This is a genomic window from Pseudomonas sp. R3.Fl (assembly GCF_023516765.1).
GTDB lineage: Bacteria > Pseudomonadota > Gammaproteobacteria > Pseudomonadales > Pseudomonadaceae > Pseudomonas > Pseudomonas citronellolis.
The window spans coordinates 5,729,649-5,745,430 of the sequence record NZ_JAMGSO010000001.1 but is presented as its reverse complement, the minus strand read 5'-3'; the positions used below and the strand labels follow the sequence as shown (position 1 = coordinate 5,745,430).

Genomic DNA, 15,782 nt, shown 5'->3' with positions numbered 1-15,782 from the left:
GGATTGGGGCGTCGGTCCGGCCGGCGTCCGCTACCGCGCAAGGGTTTGCGGAGGCCGTTGTGGCGAGCTACGGCGGGCGGCTTTACACTCAGACCATCACTGCCGCCGTGGGTTCGCCATGTCCACTCCAGACGCGGATGACCGCCGCGAATACTACCGTATCGAGGATCGCCTCGCACTGGAATTTCGCCCTCTTGCGGAGGACGCGGAGCAGGTGGCGCAAGCGTTACAGGATGATTCGCCGCTGTTCAACCTGCTCGGCGACCTGCACCTGTTGGAGGTGGAGGCGCAGCACCTGCTGCGGCAGATCGCCGAGCGCGACCGTTCCCTGGCCAGCTACCTGAAGCTGCTCGACAAGCGCCTGGACCTGGTGGCCGGCGCCCTCGCCCAGGGGCTGCTGGAGCAGGTCGGCCCGGCGCAGCCGGTGGTTCTCTCCGAGGGCGGCATCGCCTTCACCGCTCCCGAGCCCCTGCTCGCCGGCCAGCTGCTGGCGCTGAGGCTGGTGTTGCTGCCCCAGGCCCTGGGCCTGAGCCTGCGCGCGCGGGTCACCCATTGCGAGTCGCGCGGGCTGGGCGAATACGAGATCGGCACCCTGTTCGAGAACATCGAGGAGCCGCAGCGCCAGCTGCTGGCCCGGCACATCCTGCAGAAACAGGCGGCCGAACGGCGCCAGGCGAAGGACCGCGACGACTCATGAAAGCCCTGTACATCCCCTTCCTGCTGCTGTGCCTGGGCATGGCCCTGCCGGCCGCGGCCGACACCCGGGAAATCCCCGTCGGCGCCCAGGGCGACGCCCGCGTCGCCCTGCCCGCCCGTGGCGAGAGCCGGCGCGCCGTGCTGGAGCGCTTCGGCCTGCCCGACGAGGAGCACCCGGCCGTGGGCAGCCCGCCGATCACCCGCTGGGACTACCGCGAATTCAGCGTCTATTTCGAATACGATCACGTGGTCGACGCGGTTCGCGCGCATCGCCCGCAGAACCCGATCCTTCCCTCTCCCAAGGAGCCCCAGTGACTCTCATCTATGGCCATCGCGGCGCCAAAGGCGAAGCGCCGGAAAACACCCTGCCCAGCTTCCAGCGCTGCCTGGAACACGGCGTGACGCGTTGCGAACTGGACCTGCACCTGTCCCGCGACGGCGAACTGATGGTGATCCACGACCCGACGCTCAAGCGCACCACTGGGCGCCGCGGCAAGGTGTCCGAGCAACTGGCCGAGGACCTGGTCACCTACGACGCGCGCCAGGGCGGCCCGGGCTGGGTGCGCCCCTGCCCCATCCCGCGGCTGGCCGAGCTGTTCGAGCGCTGCGAGTTCGAGCATTGGCAGCTGGAAGTGAAGAGCGCTTCGCGCGAGCGCGCGGCGCGCACCGTGCAGGCCATCCACCAATTGGTCGGGCGCTTCGGCCTGCGCGAGCGCATCACCGTGACCTCCAGTTCGCGCACCGTGCTGCGCGCGCTGCAGCAACTGACGCCGGACCTCTCCCGCGGGCTGGTGGCCGAATACGCCTGGCTCGACCCGCTGAAGGTGGCGGCGAACTATGGCTGCGAGCTGCTGGCGCTGAACTGGACGCTGTGCACCCCGGAGCGGCTGCTCAAGGCGCAGAAGCAGGGACTGCACGTGTCGGTGTGGACGGTCAACGAACCGGCGCTGATGCGCCGGCTCGCCGACTTCGGCGTGGACAGCCTGATTACAGACTTTCCCGGTTTGGCCACTGCCACGCTCGGGAATCGCTGAGCGGGTCGCCCCCGGCCGGCTCAGGCCGCCGGTCGGGGTATTTCAGAAAAGCCGGTTGAGGCCGTCGAACGCCGCTACGCGGTAGGCTTCGGCCATGGTCGGGTAGTTGAAGGTGGTGTTGACGAAGTACTTCAGGGTGTTCAGCTCGCCCGGCTGGTTCATGATCGCCTGGCCGATGTGGACGATCTCCGAGGCCTGGTCGCCGAAGCAGTGCACGCCGAGGATTTCCAGTGTCTCGCGGTGGAAGAGAATCTTCAGCATGCCCACCGGCTCGTTGGAAATCTGCGCGCGGGCCATGCCCTTGAAGAACGCCTTGCCCACCTCGTAGGGAATCTTCGCCGCGGTCAGCTCGTGCTCGTTCTTGCCGATGGAGCTGATCTCCGGGATGGTGTAGATGCCGGTGGGCACGTCGTTGACGAAGCGCCAGCTGTCCTGCTCGACGATGTTGCCGGCGGCCGAGCGGCCCTGGTCATAGGCGGCGCTGGCCAGGCTCGGCCAGCCGATCACATCGCCGGCGGCGTAGATGTTCGACACCGAGGTGCGGTAGTTCTCGTCCACCTCGATCTGGCCGCGGCTATTGACCTTGATGCCGATGTTCTCCAGGCCCAGGCGGTCGGTGTTGCCGGTACGGCCGTTACACCACAGCAGCGCGTCGGCCTTGATCTTCTTGCCCGACTTCAGGTGCAGGATCACGCCGTTGTCCAGGCCCTCGACGCGCTCGTATTCCTCGTTGTGGCGCACCAGCACGTTGTTGTTGCGCAGGTGGTAGCTCAGGGCGTCGGAGATTTCGTCGTCGAGGAAGCTCAGCAGTTGGTCACGGGTGTCGATCAGGTCGACCATCACGCCCAGGCCGCTGAAGATCGAGGCGTACTCGCAGCCGATCACCCCAGCTCCGTAGATGATCAGGCGGCGCGGGGTGTGGCTCAGCGAAAGGATAGTGTCGCTGTCGTAGACCCGCGGGTGGTTGAAGTTGATGTCCGCCGGGCGATAGGGGCGCGAGCCGGTGGCGATGACGAACTGGTCTGCGACCAGGCGCTCCACGGCGCCGCTGGGGGTCACCACCTCGACGGTGCGCTCGTCGACGAAGCTGGCGGTGCCGTTGAACATGTCGATGCGGTTGCGCGCGTAGTAGCCGGTGCGCGAGGAAACCTGCTTGTTGATCACCTTCTCGGCGCTCTTCAGCACGTCGGGGAAGGAGAACCAGCGCGGCTCGCCGATCTGGCGGAACATCGGGTTGGTGTTGAACTCGATGATCTGCTTCACCGAGTGACGCAGTGCCTTGGACGGGATGGTGCCCAGGTGCGTGCAGTTGCCGCCGACCACGCGACGGCTGTCCACCACCGCCAGCTTGCGCCCGTACTTGGAGGCGTTCATCGCCGCCCCCTCGCCCGCCGGGCCCGTGCCGAGAATCACCACGTCGTAGTTGTAGACAGCCATGCGTACTCCTTCAGAACAGGCCGGGGCGCCCCTGTGGCGCTTCCGGCAAAGTCCCGGCGCGCCTGGCGCCGGGAGCGATCGAATCGATGTTGGCAGCTTAGCCGCGCGACAAATTGCTGCACATTAGCGCTTGGTCGTGCGGTAGGCGAATTTTGCCACCACTACATTTCATGTGGCTTTTCGGGCCGCGCCGGGTCCGGGAAAAGCTCGGCGAAGCGCGGTGTGGCGCGCATGGCGAAGCCCTGCCCCTGGTGCACGACGAACCAGGCGGCCAGCCCGTGCTGCTCGGCGTAGCGGTAGCCCTCGTCCGGGCCCAGCACCATGAGCAGGGTCGACAACCCGTCGGCGTGCAGCGTCGAGCGGTCGACCACGGTCACCGCCGCCAGCCTGTGGCGCACCGGCGTGCCACTGCGCGCGTCGAAGGTGTGCGAGTAGCGCTGCCCACCTTCCTCGAAATAGTTGCGGTAATCGCCCGAGGTCGAGACCCCGTAGCCGTCCACCGCCAGCGAGCGCGCCACGCTGCGCTCGCGTTCGCCGCTGGGCACTTCCAGCGCCACCCGCCAGGGCGAGCCGTCGGGCTTGTGGCCCACGGCCTTGAGTTCGCCGGTGATCTCCACTAGGTAATTCTTCACACCCAGCTCGACCAGGCGCTGGCTAACGCGGTCCACCGCGTAGCCGGCGACGATGCTGTCGAAGTCCAGCTGCGTTGCCACGTCCTTGCACACCAGGCTGCCGTCCACCCGCACATGGCGGTAACCGACGCGCGCCCGCTCGCGCTCCAGCGCGTCGGGCGCCGGCACCAGCTCGCCACGGGACTGCGGGCCGAAGCCCCAGAGGTTCATCAGCGGCTCGACGGTGAGGTCGAAGGCGCCGGCGCTGGCCTCGGACAGCTCGTTGCCGTAGCGCAGCAGCTCCACCAGCTCGGTCGGCATGGCTTGGCAGGCGCCGGCCGGCAAGGCGTTGAAGCGCGAGACCTCGGAGTCGTCGCGGTAGGTGGAGAACTGCCGGTCGAGTTCGCCGAGAATGCCCTCGACCTCCGCCTGCAGGCGCTGCGGCGCGGGGCTCTGCGCCGTCGGCAGGTACTGCACGGAATAGCTGCTGCCCATGGTCGGGCCGCCGAAGCGCTCGACACGCTCGCCGCAACCGGCCAACGCCAACAGCCCCAAGCACAGCCAGATGCCTCGCAACGCGCCACCTCCATTCCCCTGCCCCGGCACGGGCGGCGCACATTCTACCGGAAACGGCGGGGCTTACTGTTGCCCAGGCGGTAAAGGTTCGTTGACCACGTCAGCATATTGACCAAAGCCCTCCCATCAGAGGCAAGAAAAAAGAAAATTCCAATAAGAGAGTAGGAAAAAGCCTTTAAGGCTCATTCCCTGCAAAGGCAAACCAATTGCCTGCTACTTCTTACCAAGGCACACCAAGGACAGGATATAAAAATGAAACCAAAATATTTTCTCACGCAACTATTAAGTCAAATCACGCTAGTTTCACTTGGCATGACAAATAGCCAAGCCGAAATAATAGTTGATATATTTGGCACAGGATCCCATCTAAAACATGTTGACAACTTCCCATCCAACGAAAAAGCACTCCAGCGCTGCCAAGAATTCTCGAAAAATCTGGGATATACAGCAGACTACTGCCATCACGCCTACTATGAGCCGCTATGGGAAGCCGGATGGCTAGCAGATAATAGAGGTATATTCCACCTAGGAGTCTTCTATCATGGGAAGTGTAAATCACCAGAAACCTTCAATAAAACCACGGGAGACTGTGGCCTTGACGAACAAAAAGGCCTTCCACCTAGGGAGCCTTGTATTGGAAACCCAATAAACCCTACCATTGGAAACAAATACCAATTTGAACAAGACTATATAAACCCAAAAACAGGATTAACTTTTTCTCGTACTTACAACAGCATCGACACTATATGGAGGCATAATTTCTCGACACACCTTAGATTTGCCTCCGGCTACATTTCCCTTGTGCGCGCTGATGGCCATGAAAGCTTCATAAAAACATCCAACTCAGCTCTCATTTCTGACCGCCCTGAGTATGGAAAACTGGAAAAGAACAGTACTAGCTGGACCTACATTGCACCTGAAAATAATATTTACGAATTCACCAACGAAGGGAAACTAAAAAAATGGATTACCGCCTCTCACTTGGAATACAACCTCAGCCACACTGAGAATTCAATTTCTATCGAGAGTAATAGAGGGGATCGCTTAATAATTTCCAGCGATAATCTTGGACAACCGCTGACAGTCGATACGAATGACACCAAAATTATCTATAAATACTCCTCCAACCAAAATCTTATAAAACTGACAAAGACCTCAAAAGGAACTGTCAACAGCAAGACAAAATCTTTTATCTATGACGACACTCGAAATCCCAAACACCTGACTGGCATCGTCGACGAAAACGGAGTCCGCTACGCAACCTGGACATACGACGGCCAGGGGCGTGCCATTTCCAGCGAGCACGCCAATGGCGCCGAGAAAATCGTTCTGGCGTACAACCAGGACGGCTCGACCACGGTCACCAACGAATACGGCAAGAAGGCTACCTACCGTTTCCAGGTGGTCCAGGGCGTTCGCAAGCTCGTGGCTGTCGAGGGCGAGCCTTCGCCGAACTGCCCTGCCAGCAACTCCACCTTCGCCTACGACGAGCGCGGGTTGTTGACGCGTCGTACGGACAACAACGGCAACGTCACCCTCTACGAATACAACGAGCGCGGACTGGAGACCTCCCGCCGCGAAGCGCTGGGCACGCCCCAGGAACGCACCATCCTCACGCAGTGGCATCCCCGCTTCTACCTGCCTAGCCAGGTGGAGGAGCCCGGACGAACCATCCGCTACCAGTACGACGAACAAGGGCGGCAGATCAGCCAGACCTTTTCCACTCACTGAACAAGGATGTCGATCATGCGTAAGCCATACAGCTTCCGGCTTGGGGCTCTCGCCCTGGCCTGCACCTTGAGCCTGGGCATCCAAGCTGCCGAGCGCAGCTGGTCCTACAGCTACAACGACCTGGGCCTGATCGAAAGCGCCGACGGCCCGCGCACCGACGTGCAGGACGTCACCCGCTACAGCTACGACGCCAAGGGCAACCTCACCGCCGTGACCAACGCCCTGGGCCACGTCACCCGCCTGGCCGACCACGACGAGCGCGGCAACCCCGGCACCCTTACCGACGCCAACGGCGTGGTCAGCACCCTGACCTACAGCGGCATCGACGCCCGCCTGGCGTCCATCAGCAGCGCCGGCAGCACCACCCGCTTCGAGTACGACGCGGTCGGGCAGATCACCCGCCTGACCCGCGGCGACGGCAGTTGGCTGGCCTACACCTACGACGACGCGCGGCGCCTGGTGGCCATCGCCAACAACCTCGGCGAGCGCCTGGAATACGACGTCGACGCCCAGGGCAACCGCACGGCGCAGCGGCTGAAGGACGCCAACGGCAGCCTGGTGCGCCAGCAGCAGTGGGTATACGACGAACTCGGCCGGCTGCTGCGCGCGGTCGGCGCCGCTGGCCAGACCCACAGCTACCGGTACGACCTCAACGACAACCCCACCGGCCGGACCAACCCGCGCCAGTACGCCAGCACTCGGGCGTTCGACGCCCTCGATCGCCTGGTCAGCCATACCGACGCGCTCGATGGCGTCACCCAACTGACTTACGACGCTCAGGACAACCTCACCCAGGTCAGCGATCCCCGCGGCGTCACGACAGGTTACCGGTATGACGGACTGGGCAACCTCACCCAGCGCATCAGCCCCGACAGCGGCACCACCCACTTCGAGTACGACGCCGCCGGTAACGTCATCCGCCAGACCGATGCCCGTGGCGTGGTGGTGGAGTTCAGCTACGACGCCCTGAACCGCCTGAGCGAACGCCGCTACCCGGCCACCCCGGCCTTCGATGTGCGCTACCAGTACGACGGCAGTGCCGACGGCAACCACGGCATCGGCCGCCTGACGGCCATCGAGGATGGCAGCGGCCGTCTCGCCTATCGCTACGATGCTCGCGGCAATCTGCTGCAGCAGACGCGCAGCCTGAGCATCAACGGCCAGGTATTGGAAGAGTCCCTGAGCTTCCAGTACGACGCCGCCGACCGCCTGGCTGGCATCGGCTATCCGTCCGGCTACACCCTCGGCTACCCGCGCAATGCCGGCGGCCAGGTGAGCAGCGTCACCCTGGGTGTAGGCAGTCAGGCACCCCTCGTCCTGGCCAGCGATATCGCCTATCTGCCCTTCGGCCCCCTGCAACGCCTGAGCTGGGCCAACGGCATCAGCCTGGCCCGCGAGTACGACCAGGACTACCAACTGGTCCGCCAGCGCATCGGCCCCTGGCAGAGCGACTACCGGCACGACGCCAACGGCAACATCACCCAACTGGCCCACAGCCTCTGGGGCACGCTGGACTACCAGTACGACCCCCTGGACCGCCTGACCACGGAACGCAGCAGCCAGGCCGAGCGCCGCTACGGCTACGACGCCGTGGGCAACCGCACCGAGAAGAGCGCCACGCGCCTGGCTGACGGCGAATCCCTGCAGGACAGCTACCGCTACGCCAGCGACAGCAACCGCCTCACCGCCCTCAATGGCCACACGGTGACCAGCGATGCCGCCGGCAACCTGCTCCAGGACCGCGCCAGCCGCCTGCTCGGCTACGACGCCCAGGGCCGCCTGGCAAATGTGCGGATCGACGGCCAGGAAGTCGCCCAGTACCGCTACAACGCCCACGGCCAGCGCATCGCCAAGCTGACCGCGCAAGGCTTCACCACCTACCTCTACGGCCCCGACGGCCAACTGCTCGGCGAAGCCGCCTACGACCGGAATGGCCAGTCCCGCCGCGAACAGTACTACCTGTGGCTCGACCGCCTGCCCCTGGCCACCCTGAGCACGGCCTATGACGACCAGGGCCATCCGGGCAACCCCCGCGTGCTCTACCTGCACAGCGACCACCTCGACACCCCGCGGCTGGCCAGCGACGACGACCAGCGCCTGGCCTGGCAATGGCAATCCGACGCCTTCGGCAACGGCCAGCCCAGCAGCCCGGACAACACCGTGGTGAACCTGCGCTTCCCGGGGCAGTACTACGACGCCGAGAGCGGCCTGCACTACAACTACTTCCGCGATTACGATCCGCAGACCGGACGGTATGTGGAGAGTGATCCGATTGGGCTTGAGGGAGGTCTAAACACTTATGGATATGTAGAGGGGAATCCCTTGACTATCATCGATCCTAAGGGACTGATGGGCTACCCTAATGGGCCAACCCTGCCACCAGGAAAACAAGTTGCACGTTATGGTATCACTGGATGCATCGGGATGTACTGTGTTTCGTATATTCAAGGGGACTCAGCAGCAACAGGAAGTATTGGTGTTGGCGGCTTAGGAGCTGCGATATTAGTATGCGAAATGCCACCACCACCCGAAACAAGCTGCGGTCCAGACTGGAAAGACAATATTCCCAGTGGGGGAGCAGTGTCCGGAGCTCCCGGACGCGCAGGGCTATTTGTAGGTGGGCAGTTAAACCCCGACGGAACATTTTGCGCTTACGGAGGACTTATGGGTGGTATTCCTGGACCAAACTTCAGTACTGGCCCTATTGAGTATTAATCCAATGACTCCTTATCTCTTTGCAGCACTTAGCCTATTCTATCTAACTTTAATGATTGCGGCATATCCCTATGCCAAGACAGGGCAAAGAATTATAGCAGTTGGTCCCTGGTGGTGTTTATACAGAAAAAGCTATACAAATAGCGCCCAAAAATTTTGCACTCTAGGCCAAATCATCTTAACAATTGACCTAATGTTACTTTTATGCATTTTCGTCTTCTAAAGAAGCATGAAATTGACGTAACCACCGACACCGGCCTTGTGCCGGTGTCTCTCACTTCAACAAGGCCACAATCGGCACGAGGTTTATCCCCATGTCGATACCCTTACCGCTTTTCGATTAGCGCCCCAGGGCGAGCCTGATCATGTAAGTCAGCTCCGCCCAGGGCCTTGTACAGCGCCACCAGGTCCAGGCGCAGCTGGCCGTCGCTGTCCACCAGGTCGCGGCGCGCCTGCAGGTAGTTGCGCTGGGCGTCCAGCTCCACCAGGAAATCGGTCATGCCGCCGGCATAGCGTGCCTTGGCCATGTCGTAGGCCTGCCCGGCGCTGCCCAGCCGTGCCTGCAACTGGGCGTTGCGCTGGCGCTCGGCGCCGTAGCCGCTGAGGGCGTCGTCGACTTCCTGCCAGGCCTTGAGCACGGTCTGCTGGTAGTTCACCGCGGCCTCCTGCTGCTCCAGCTTGCGCAGAGTCACCTGGGAACGGCGCCGGCCGTTGTCGAAGATCGGCACGCTCAGGCTCGGCCCCACCGCCCACTGGCGGCTGCCCCAGTCGGAGACGTCGCCGCTCTCGAAGGAGGAATAGCCGAAGCTGGCGCCCAGGCGGATGCTCGGGTACAGCTCGGCCACCGCCACCCCGATGTTGGCCGTTGCGGCGTGCAGCTGGGCTTCGGCGGCGCGGATGTCCGGGCGCCGCCGCGCCACTTCCGAGGGCAGGCCGGGGCTGAGGTCGGGCAAGGCGGCGGGCTGCGCGGGCGGCGTCTTCAGTTGCGCCTGCAGTTCGCCCGGCTGCGCGCCGACCAGCACGCCGAGCTGGTTGATCGCCTGGCTCTCGGCCGCCTGCAGTTGCGGCAGGCGCGAGCGCAGTTCCTCCAGTTGGCTGCGCTGGCGCACCAGGTCGAAGTCGTCCACCAGGCCGCCGTCGGCGCGGGCCTGCACCAGTTCCAGGGACTCCTCGGTGGCACGCAGGTCTTCGCGGGTCACGGCGATCTGCTGCTGCACCCGGCGCAGCTCGAAGTAGCCGCGCGCCACTTCGCTGGCGACCAGCAGCCGCGCCTGTTCCAGCAGGGCGCGCTGCTGCTCGACGCGGGCGTCGGCGGCCTCGATGGAGCGGCGCACGCGGCCCCAGAAGTCGATTTCCCAGGAGGCGTCGAAGCCGGCTTCGTAGAGGGTGAAAGGCTGGGCCAGGGTCTTCACCAGCTCGTCGCTGTCGCCCGGCGCCAGGCTGGAGATCATCCGCGCACTGGCGCCGCGTTCGCTCTGTCGTTGGCGCTGCACGTCGGCGCTGCCGTCGACATTCACCCCGCGCTGGGCGGCGACCATCTGCCGCTGCATGCGCGCCTGGGCGAAGCGCAGCGCGGCGCTCTGCAGGTCCGGGCTGGCCGCCGTGGCGCGGCGTTGCAGGTAGTCCAGCGCCGGGTCGGAGAACTGCGTCCACCACTGCGCCGGGATGGCCTGGCCGCCCTGCCCCGCGCCCAGCAGCGCGGCATCGCCGGCATGGGCCGCGCGCCAGTCGGCCGGGGCCTGCGGTTGCGGCGCCTGGTAGTCCGGCCCCACCGCGCAGGCGCCCAGCGCCAGCAGCAGCGGCAGGAGGAGGTAGGGATTGGGCGACGACGGCATGGTGGCCTCCGGTCAGGCGAGTCGATTGCGGAACAGCCAGGCGGACAGCGGCAGGGTCACGCTCGCCACCACCAGCATCGGCAACAGGTCATGGGCCACCTCGAACAGGCCCACGCCTTCCAGGTAGATGCGCTGGATCAGGTCGATGGCGAAACGCAGCGGGTTGATGTACGTGGCCATCTGCAGCGCCTCGGGCATGTTGCGCACCGGCGTGGCCAGGCCCGAGAGCAGCATCAGCGGCATGATCAGCACGAAGGTGTAGAGCATCGCCTGCTGCATGTTCAGCGACACCGCCGAGATCGACAGGCCCAGGCCGACGCAGGAAACCATGAAGATCAGCAGCCCGCCGTAGAGGTCGAGCAGCGAGCCGGCCATGGGGATGCGGAACCAGAACAGCGCCATCAGCAGCACCAGGGACGCCTGCGTCAGACCGATGAGGATCGGCGGCAGGGCCTTGCCGAGCATGATCTCCATCGGCGAATAGGGCGTGACCAGCAACTGGTCGAAGGTGCCCTGCTCGCGCTCGCGGGCCACCGACAGCGCGGAGAGCAGCAGGGTCTGCAGCATGCTCAGCGAGGCGATCAGCGCCGGGATCAGCGGCCAGCGCGTCTCCAGGTTGGGGTTGTACCAGGCGCGGGTGACCACGCTCAGCGGCGCCTGGGCCAGGCCGCGCTCGCGGTTGAAGTCGCTGACCACGCTGGCCAGCCCGGCCGCCGCGGCGCCGGCGGTGGTGGAGTTGCGCCCGTCGAGGATCACCTGCAGCGGCGCCGGCTCGCCGCGGGTCAGGCGGGTTTCGAAGTCGGCGGGAATCTGGATCACCAGCAGCGCTTTCTCGGCGTCGATCACGCTGGCGATGTCGCGCGGCGCGCGCAAGGTCGCCACGCGGTGGAAGATGCCGCTGCCGTCCAGGCGGTTGGCCAGGCGCTGGGAGGATTCGCTGTGGCTCTGGTCGAGCAGCGCGTAGGGCGCGTCGTTGAGGTCGAAGGTCACCGCGTAGCCGAACAGCAGGCTCTGCATCAGCACCGGCGCCAGCAGCACGATGCGGTTGGCCGGGTCCTTGAGGATCACCAGCAGTTCCTTGCGCCAGAGGTTGGCCAGGCGGCGGAGGAATTCGGCGAAAGCGCCCATCTCAGTCCAGCCTCTTGCGCGTGGCCAGGCGCGCCAGGCCCAGCAGGACCACGGCGTAGCCGGCGAGGATCAGGCAGTTGCGGATGATCAGCGGCCAGAAGTCGCCGGCCAGGAACAACGATTTCACCAGCTCCATGAAGTAGGTCGCCGGCAGCAGGTTGCCGACCACCCGCACGGCGGTGGGCACGTTGCGCAGGTCGAAGATGAAGCCCGAGAGCATCATCGCCGGCAGGAAGCTGGCGAGCAGGGAGATCTGGCTGGCGAGGAACTGGTTCTTGGTCACCGCCGAGATCAGCAGGCCGATGCCCAGGGCGACGAACAGGTAGAGCATGGAGCTGACCAGCAGCGCCAGCAGCGAGCCGTAGATCGGCACGTGGAACAGCAGGCGCGCCGCCAGCAGGCACAGCGCCAGGCCCAGCAGGCCGACCAGGAAGCAGGGGATGATCTTCGCCAGGAGGATTTCCACCGAACGCACCGGGGTGACGAACAGCGCTTCCAGGGTGCCGCGCTCCCATTCGCGGGCCATCACCAGCGCGGTGAGGAAGGCGCCCACCAGGGTCATGATCAGTACGATAAGCCCCGGCACCAGGTACCAGGTGCTGGTGTTGGCGGCGTTGAACCACATGCGCTGCTCGATGCGCACGCCGCCGGATTGCAGCCCGGCGTTGCGCGCCGCCTGCTTCTCGCCCCACAGCGCCAGGGCCTGGTTGAGGTAGTTGCTCACCCCCGAGGCGCGGGTGGCGTCGGAGCCCTGCACCAGCACCAGCACCTGGGCGTTGCCGTCCTGCAGGCGGCGGCTGAAGTCGGCGGGCAGGTAGACCAGGGCGTCGGCCTGGCGCGACTCCAGCATGCGCCGGCCCTCCTCGAAGGACTTCAGCGGCAGCGGCCGCAGGTATTCCGAGTCGCTGATGCTGGCGAGCAGGTCGCGGGACTGCGGCGCCGGGTCGTCCTGCACCACCGCCACCAGGCTGTGGCGCACGTCCAGCGACAGGCCGTAGCCGAAGATCAGGATCAGCGCGATGGGCAGGCCGATGCCGATCATCAGGTTGCTATGGTCGCGCAGCAGTTGGCGCACTTCCTTGCGCGTCAGCGACAGCAGCCGGCGCCAGAACGAACCGCTCATGCGCGCACCTCCTGCTGGTGCTGGCGGGCCTGCTCGACGATCTCGATGAAGGCCTGCTCCATGTTCAGCGAGCTACCCTGGCCGCCGGCCTGCTCGCGCACCTGCTGCGGCGTGCCCATGGCGAGGATGCGCCCGGCGTCCTGGATGACGATGCGGTCGCAGTACTCGGCCTCTTCCATGAAGTGGGTGGTGATGATGATGGTGGTGCCGCCGGCCGCCAGCGCCGTGATGCGCTGCCAGAAACCGCGCCGGGCCAGGGGGTCGGCGCCGCTGGTGGGTTCGTCGAGGAAGAGGATTTCCGGCTCGTGGAGCAGGCCCACGGCCATGGCCAGTCGCTGCTTGTAGCCGCCGGGCAACTGGCCGCTGGGCTCGCCCTCGTGGCCGGAAAGGTCGAACTGCCGCGACACCTCGTCCATGCGCCGCCCCAGCTGCTTGCCGGCCAGGCCGTAGGCGCCGCCGAAGAACTGCAGGTTCTCGCGCACCGAGAGGTTGCCGTACAGCGAGAACTTCTGCGACACGTAGCCGATGCGCCGGCGCGCCTGGGCGCGGGCGTGGCGCAGGTTGACGCCGGCCACCTGCAGGCTGCCGGAAGACGCCGGCAGCAGCCCGCAGAGCATGCGGAAGGTGGTGGTCTTGCCGGCGCCGTTGGGCCCCAGCAGGCCGAAGATTTCGCCGCGGGCCACGCTGAAGCTGGTGCGGTCCACCGCGGTGAAGTCGCCGAACTTGCGCACCAGGTCCTTCACTTCGATCACCGCCCCGCCATTGTCGGACGTGCTGCCCGGCGCGGCGGCCTTGAGCGCCTCGGTGTCCACCTGCTCGGCACCGCTCCTGGCCCGCAGCAGGACCATGAAGCCGTCCTCCAGGCGCGCTTCCACCTCGCGCACCGGGGCGCCGTCGAGCAGTTCGTCCAGGCGTTTTTCATCGGCATCGCGCTGGCGGATGAAACGCACCTCGCCGCCCTGGGGCACCGCGTCGATGATCAGCTGCGGGTCGTCCAGCAGCCGCGCCTGCAGCTTGCGCGCCGGCTGGTCGGCCGGCGGCACGGCGACGCGGCAGAGGCCGTCGGCGTGGCGGCGGATGTCCTCGGGCAGGCCCTGGGCCAACAACTGGCCCTGGTGCAGCAGGTACACCTCCGCGCAGCGCTCGGCCTCATCCATGTAGGAGGTGGTCAGCAGCACGCTCAGGCTCTCCTCCTCCACCAGTTGCTGGACGATCTCCCACAGCTCGCGGCGCGACAGCGGGTCGACGCCCACGGTCGGCTCGTCGAGCAGCAACAGTTGCGGCGAGCGCACCAGGGTGCAGGCCAGCCCCAGCTTCTGCTTCATGCCGCCGGACAGCTTGCCCGCCGGGCGGTCGGTGAAGCGCGCCAGGTCGGTCATCTCCAGCAGGCGCTCGAAGCGCTGACGGCGTTGCTCCGCAACGACGCCGTGGAGGTCGGCGTAGAGGTCGAGGTTCTCCTGCACGCTCAGGTCCTCGTAGAGGCCGAAGCGCTGCGGCATGTAGCTGATCAGGTCCTGCACGCGCTGCGGGTGCGCCTTGACGTCGATGCCCAGCACCTCCAACTCGCCGCCGTCGGCGCGCAGCAGCCCGGCCACCAGGCGCAGGAAGGTGGTCTTGCCGGCGCCGTCCGGGCCCACCAGCGCGGTCAACGCACCCTTGCGCACCTGCAGGTCGAGGCCGTGCAGGGCCTGCACGATCTGCCCGGACTCCTTGACCAGGAACTGCCTGGCGACGCCGCGGGCGTCTATCACCAGGTCCATCAGTCGGCCTTCCCGTCGCGCAGCTGGTCGCCCTCGGCGATGCGCACCGTGGCCGGCATGCCCAGGCGCAGGCGGTTGTCCTTGTCCTCGACTATCACCCGCACCTCGTAGACCAGCGCGGTGCGCAGCTCCTCAGTCTGCACGGCCTTGGGGGTGAACTCGGCGACGTCGGAGATGTAGCCGACGTGCCCCTGTACCGGCTGCTCCGGATGGCTGTCGGTGCTGACGCTGGCGCGCATGCCCGGCTTGATGTGGCCGAGCTGGGTTTCGTTGACGTACACCCGCACCCACTTCGGATCGGTGATGGCCAGGGCGTAGACCGCGCGCTGCGGCGAAGCCATGTCGCCCGGCTCCAGCAGGCGCGAGCGCACCGTGGAGTCCTGCGGGGCTCGCAACTGGGTCTCGTCGAGGTTGTGCTGCAGCAGCGCGAGCTGGGCGCGGGCGCCCTGCAACTGGGCCTCGGCCTGGGCGATGTCCTCGGCGCGCGGGCCGATCTTCGCCAGGCGCAAGGACTTCTGCGCATCCTCCAACTGGGCCTGGTCGACCTTCAGCTGGGCGCTGGCGTTGTCCAGGTCCTGCTGGCTGACGGCGCGCCCGCCGGGGCTGTTGGCGCGGATGCCCTGCAGACGGCGCAGCTGGATGCCGGCCAGTTCGACCTGGGCCCTGGCGCCATCCACCTGGGCCTTGGCGCGGTCGATGTCCTCGGGGCGCGAGCCGTTGTGCAGGCGCAGGACGTTGGCTTCCTGGGCGGCTATCTGCGCCTTGGCCTGGTCGATCTGCAGCTTCAGGGTGCGGCTGTCGAGGCTGGCCAGGACCTGCCCGGCCTTGACCGCGTCGCCCTCCTCCACGCGCATCTCGGCGATGCGCTCGCTGCCGGTGAAGGCCAGGGACACCTGGCGGATGTCGACGTTGCCGTAGAGCACCAGGTCGCCGCCCTGCTCGGCCTTCGAGTGGAAGTAGTACCAGGCTCCCAGGCCTGCTACGGCGAGCAATGCCAGGACAACGATGAGCTTCTTGCGCATGATGACGACCCGCTAGCCAGTGGCGACGAGAAACAAGCATACAAGCATAGACCAGTAATTCAAATTTGAATTTTATCTATGCAGGCTTTAGTCTGCTACACCTGATCCAGCAGG

12 protein-coding genes are annotated in these 15,782 nt (G+C 65.5%); 5 read left to right on the top strand and 7 right to left on the bottom strand.

Annotation, left to right across the window (positions count from 1 at the left end; translation table 11 throughout):
- The first annotated feature begins 118 nt into the window (after positions 1–118).
- From M8R19_RS25370 to M8R19_RS25360, 3 genes are read left to right on the top strand one after another with little or no spacing between them, the layout of a single operon-like run.
- Positions 119–697: a PilZ domain-containing protein gene (locus M8R19_RS25370; protein WP_249919269.1), complete on the top strand. Its 579-nt coding sequence runs from the start codon at positions 119–121 to the stop codon at positions 695–697.
- Positions 694–1,011: a phosphodiesterase gene (locus M8R19_RS25365; RefSeq protein ID WP_249919268.1), complete on the top strand. Its 318-nt coding sequence runs from the start codon at positions 694–696 to the stop codon at positions 1,009–1,011. The genes M8R19_RS25370 and M8R19_RS25365 overlap by 4 nt, the downstream gene beginning before the upstream one ends.
- Entirely contained in the window at positions 1,008–1,730 is a 723-nt protein-coding gene (locus M8R19_RS25360; RefSeq protein WP_009621382.1) for a glycerophosphodiester phosphodiesterase, read from the top strand. Before M8R19_RS25365 ends, M8R19_RS25360 begins: the two co-directional genes overlap by 4 nt.
- Before the next feature lie 42 nt (positions 1,731–1,772).
- On the opposite strand, the gene sthA is transcribed toward M8R19_RS25360, so the two are convergent.
- Together sthA and M8R19_RS25350 are read right to left on the bottom strand one after the other, a co-directional pair.
- Positions 1,773–3,167 carry a Si-specific NAD(P)(+) transhydrogenase gene (gene sthA / locus M8R19_RS25355; RefSeq protein WP_074979879.1) on the bottom strand — a complete coding sequence of 465 codons (1,395 nt, stop codon included), beginning with the start codon at positions 3,165–3,167 and terminating at the stop codon, positions 1,773–1,775.
- Between the two features lie 161 nt (positions 3,168–3,328).
- A complete protein-coding gene (locus M8R19_RS25350; RefSeq protein WP_249919267.1) occupies positions 3,329–4,354 on the bottom strand; it encodes an FAD:protein FMN transferase in 1,026 nt (341 codons plus the stop codon).
- A 252-nt stretch (positions 4,355–4,606) separates the two neighbouring features.
- Between M8R19_RS25350 and M8R19_RS25345 the strand changes: the two genes are divergently transcribed.
- On the top strand, positions 4,607–6,085 hold the full coding sequence (locus tag M8R19_RS25345; protein ID WP_249919266.1) for an RHS repeat domain-containing protein: 1,479 nt from the start codon (positions 4,607–4,609) through the stop codon (positions 6,083–6,085).
- A gap of 15 nt (positions 6,086–6,100) precedes the next feature.
- Positions 6,101–8,800 carry an RHS repeat-associated core domain-containing protein gene (locus M8R19_RS25340; RefSeq protein ID WP_249919265.1) on the top strand — a complete coding sequence of 900 codons (2,700 nt, stop codon included), beginning with the start codon at positions 6,101–6,103 and terminating at the stop codon, positions 8,798–8,800.
- Positions 8,801–9,126: 326 nt separating this feature from the next.
- Here the strand turns inward: M8R19_RS25340 and M8R19_RS25335 are convergent, their stop codons facing one another.
- Genes M8R19_RS25335 through M8R19_RS25315 form a run of 5 tightly spaced genes read right to left on the bottom strand, consistent with a single transcriptional unit; the run spans position 9,127 to position 15,668 of the window.
- Complete coding sequence (locus M8R19_RS25335) at positions 9,127–10,635, bottom strand: efflux transporter outer membrane subunit (RefSeq protein ID WP_249919264.1); 1,509 nt, start codon at positions 10,633–10,635, stop codon at positions 9,127–9,129.
- Between the two features lie 12 nt (positions 10,636–10,647).
- On the bottom strand, positions 10,648–11,763 hold the full coding sequence (locus M8R19_RS25330; protein WP_249919263.1) for an ABC transporter permease: 1,116 nt from the start codon (positions 11,761–11,763) through the stop codon (positions 10,648–10,650).
- A gap of 1 nt (position 11,764) precedes the next feature.
- A complete protein-coding gene (locus M8R19_RS25325; RefSeq protein WP_074979888.1) occupies positions 11,765–12,886 on the bottom strand; it encodes an ABC transporter permease in 1,122 nt (373 codons plus the stop codon).
- The gene (locus M8R19_RS25320; RefSeq protein WP_249919262.1) at positions 12,883–14,646 is read right to left on the bottom strand and encodes an ATP-binding cassette domain-containing protein; all 1,764 of its coding nucleotides are present in this window, start codon (positions 14,644–14,646) and stop codon (positions 12,883–12,885) included. The genes M8R19_RS25325 and M8R19_RS25320 overlap by 4 nt, the downstream gene beginning before the upstream one ends.
- The gene (locus M8R19_RS25315; RefSeq protein WP_249919261.1) at positions 14,646–15,668 is read right to left on the bottom strand and encodes an HlyD family secretion protein; all 1,023 of its coding nucleotides are present in this window, start codon (positions 15,666–15,668) and stop codon (positions 14,646–14,648) included. The genes M8R19_RS25320 and M8R19_RS25315 overlap by 1 nt, the downstream gene beginning before the upstream one ends.
- Between the last annotated feature and the right edge of the window lie 114 nt (positions 15,669–15,782).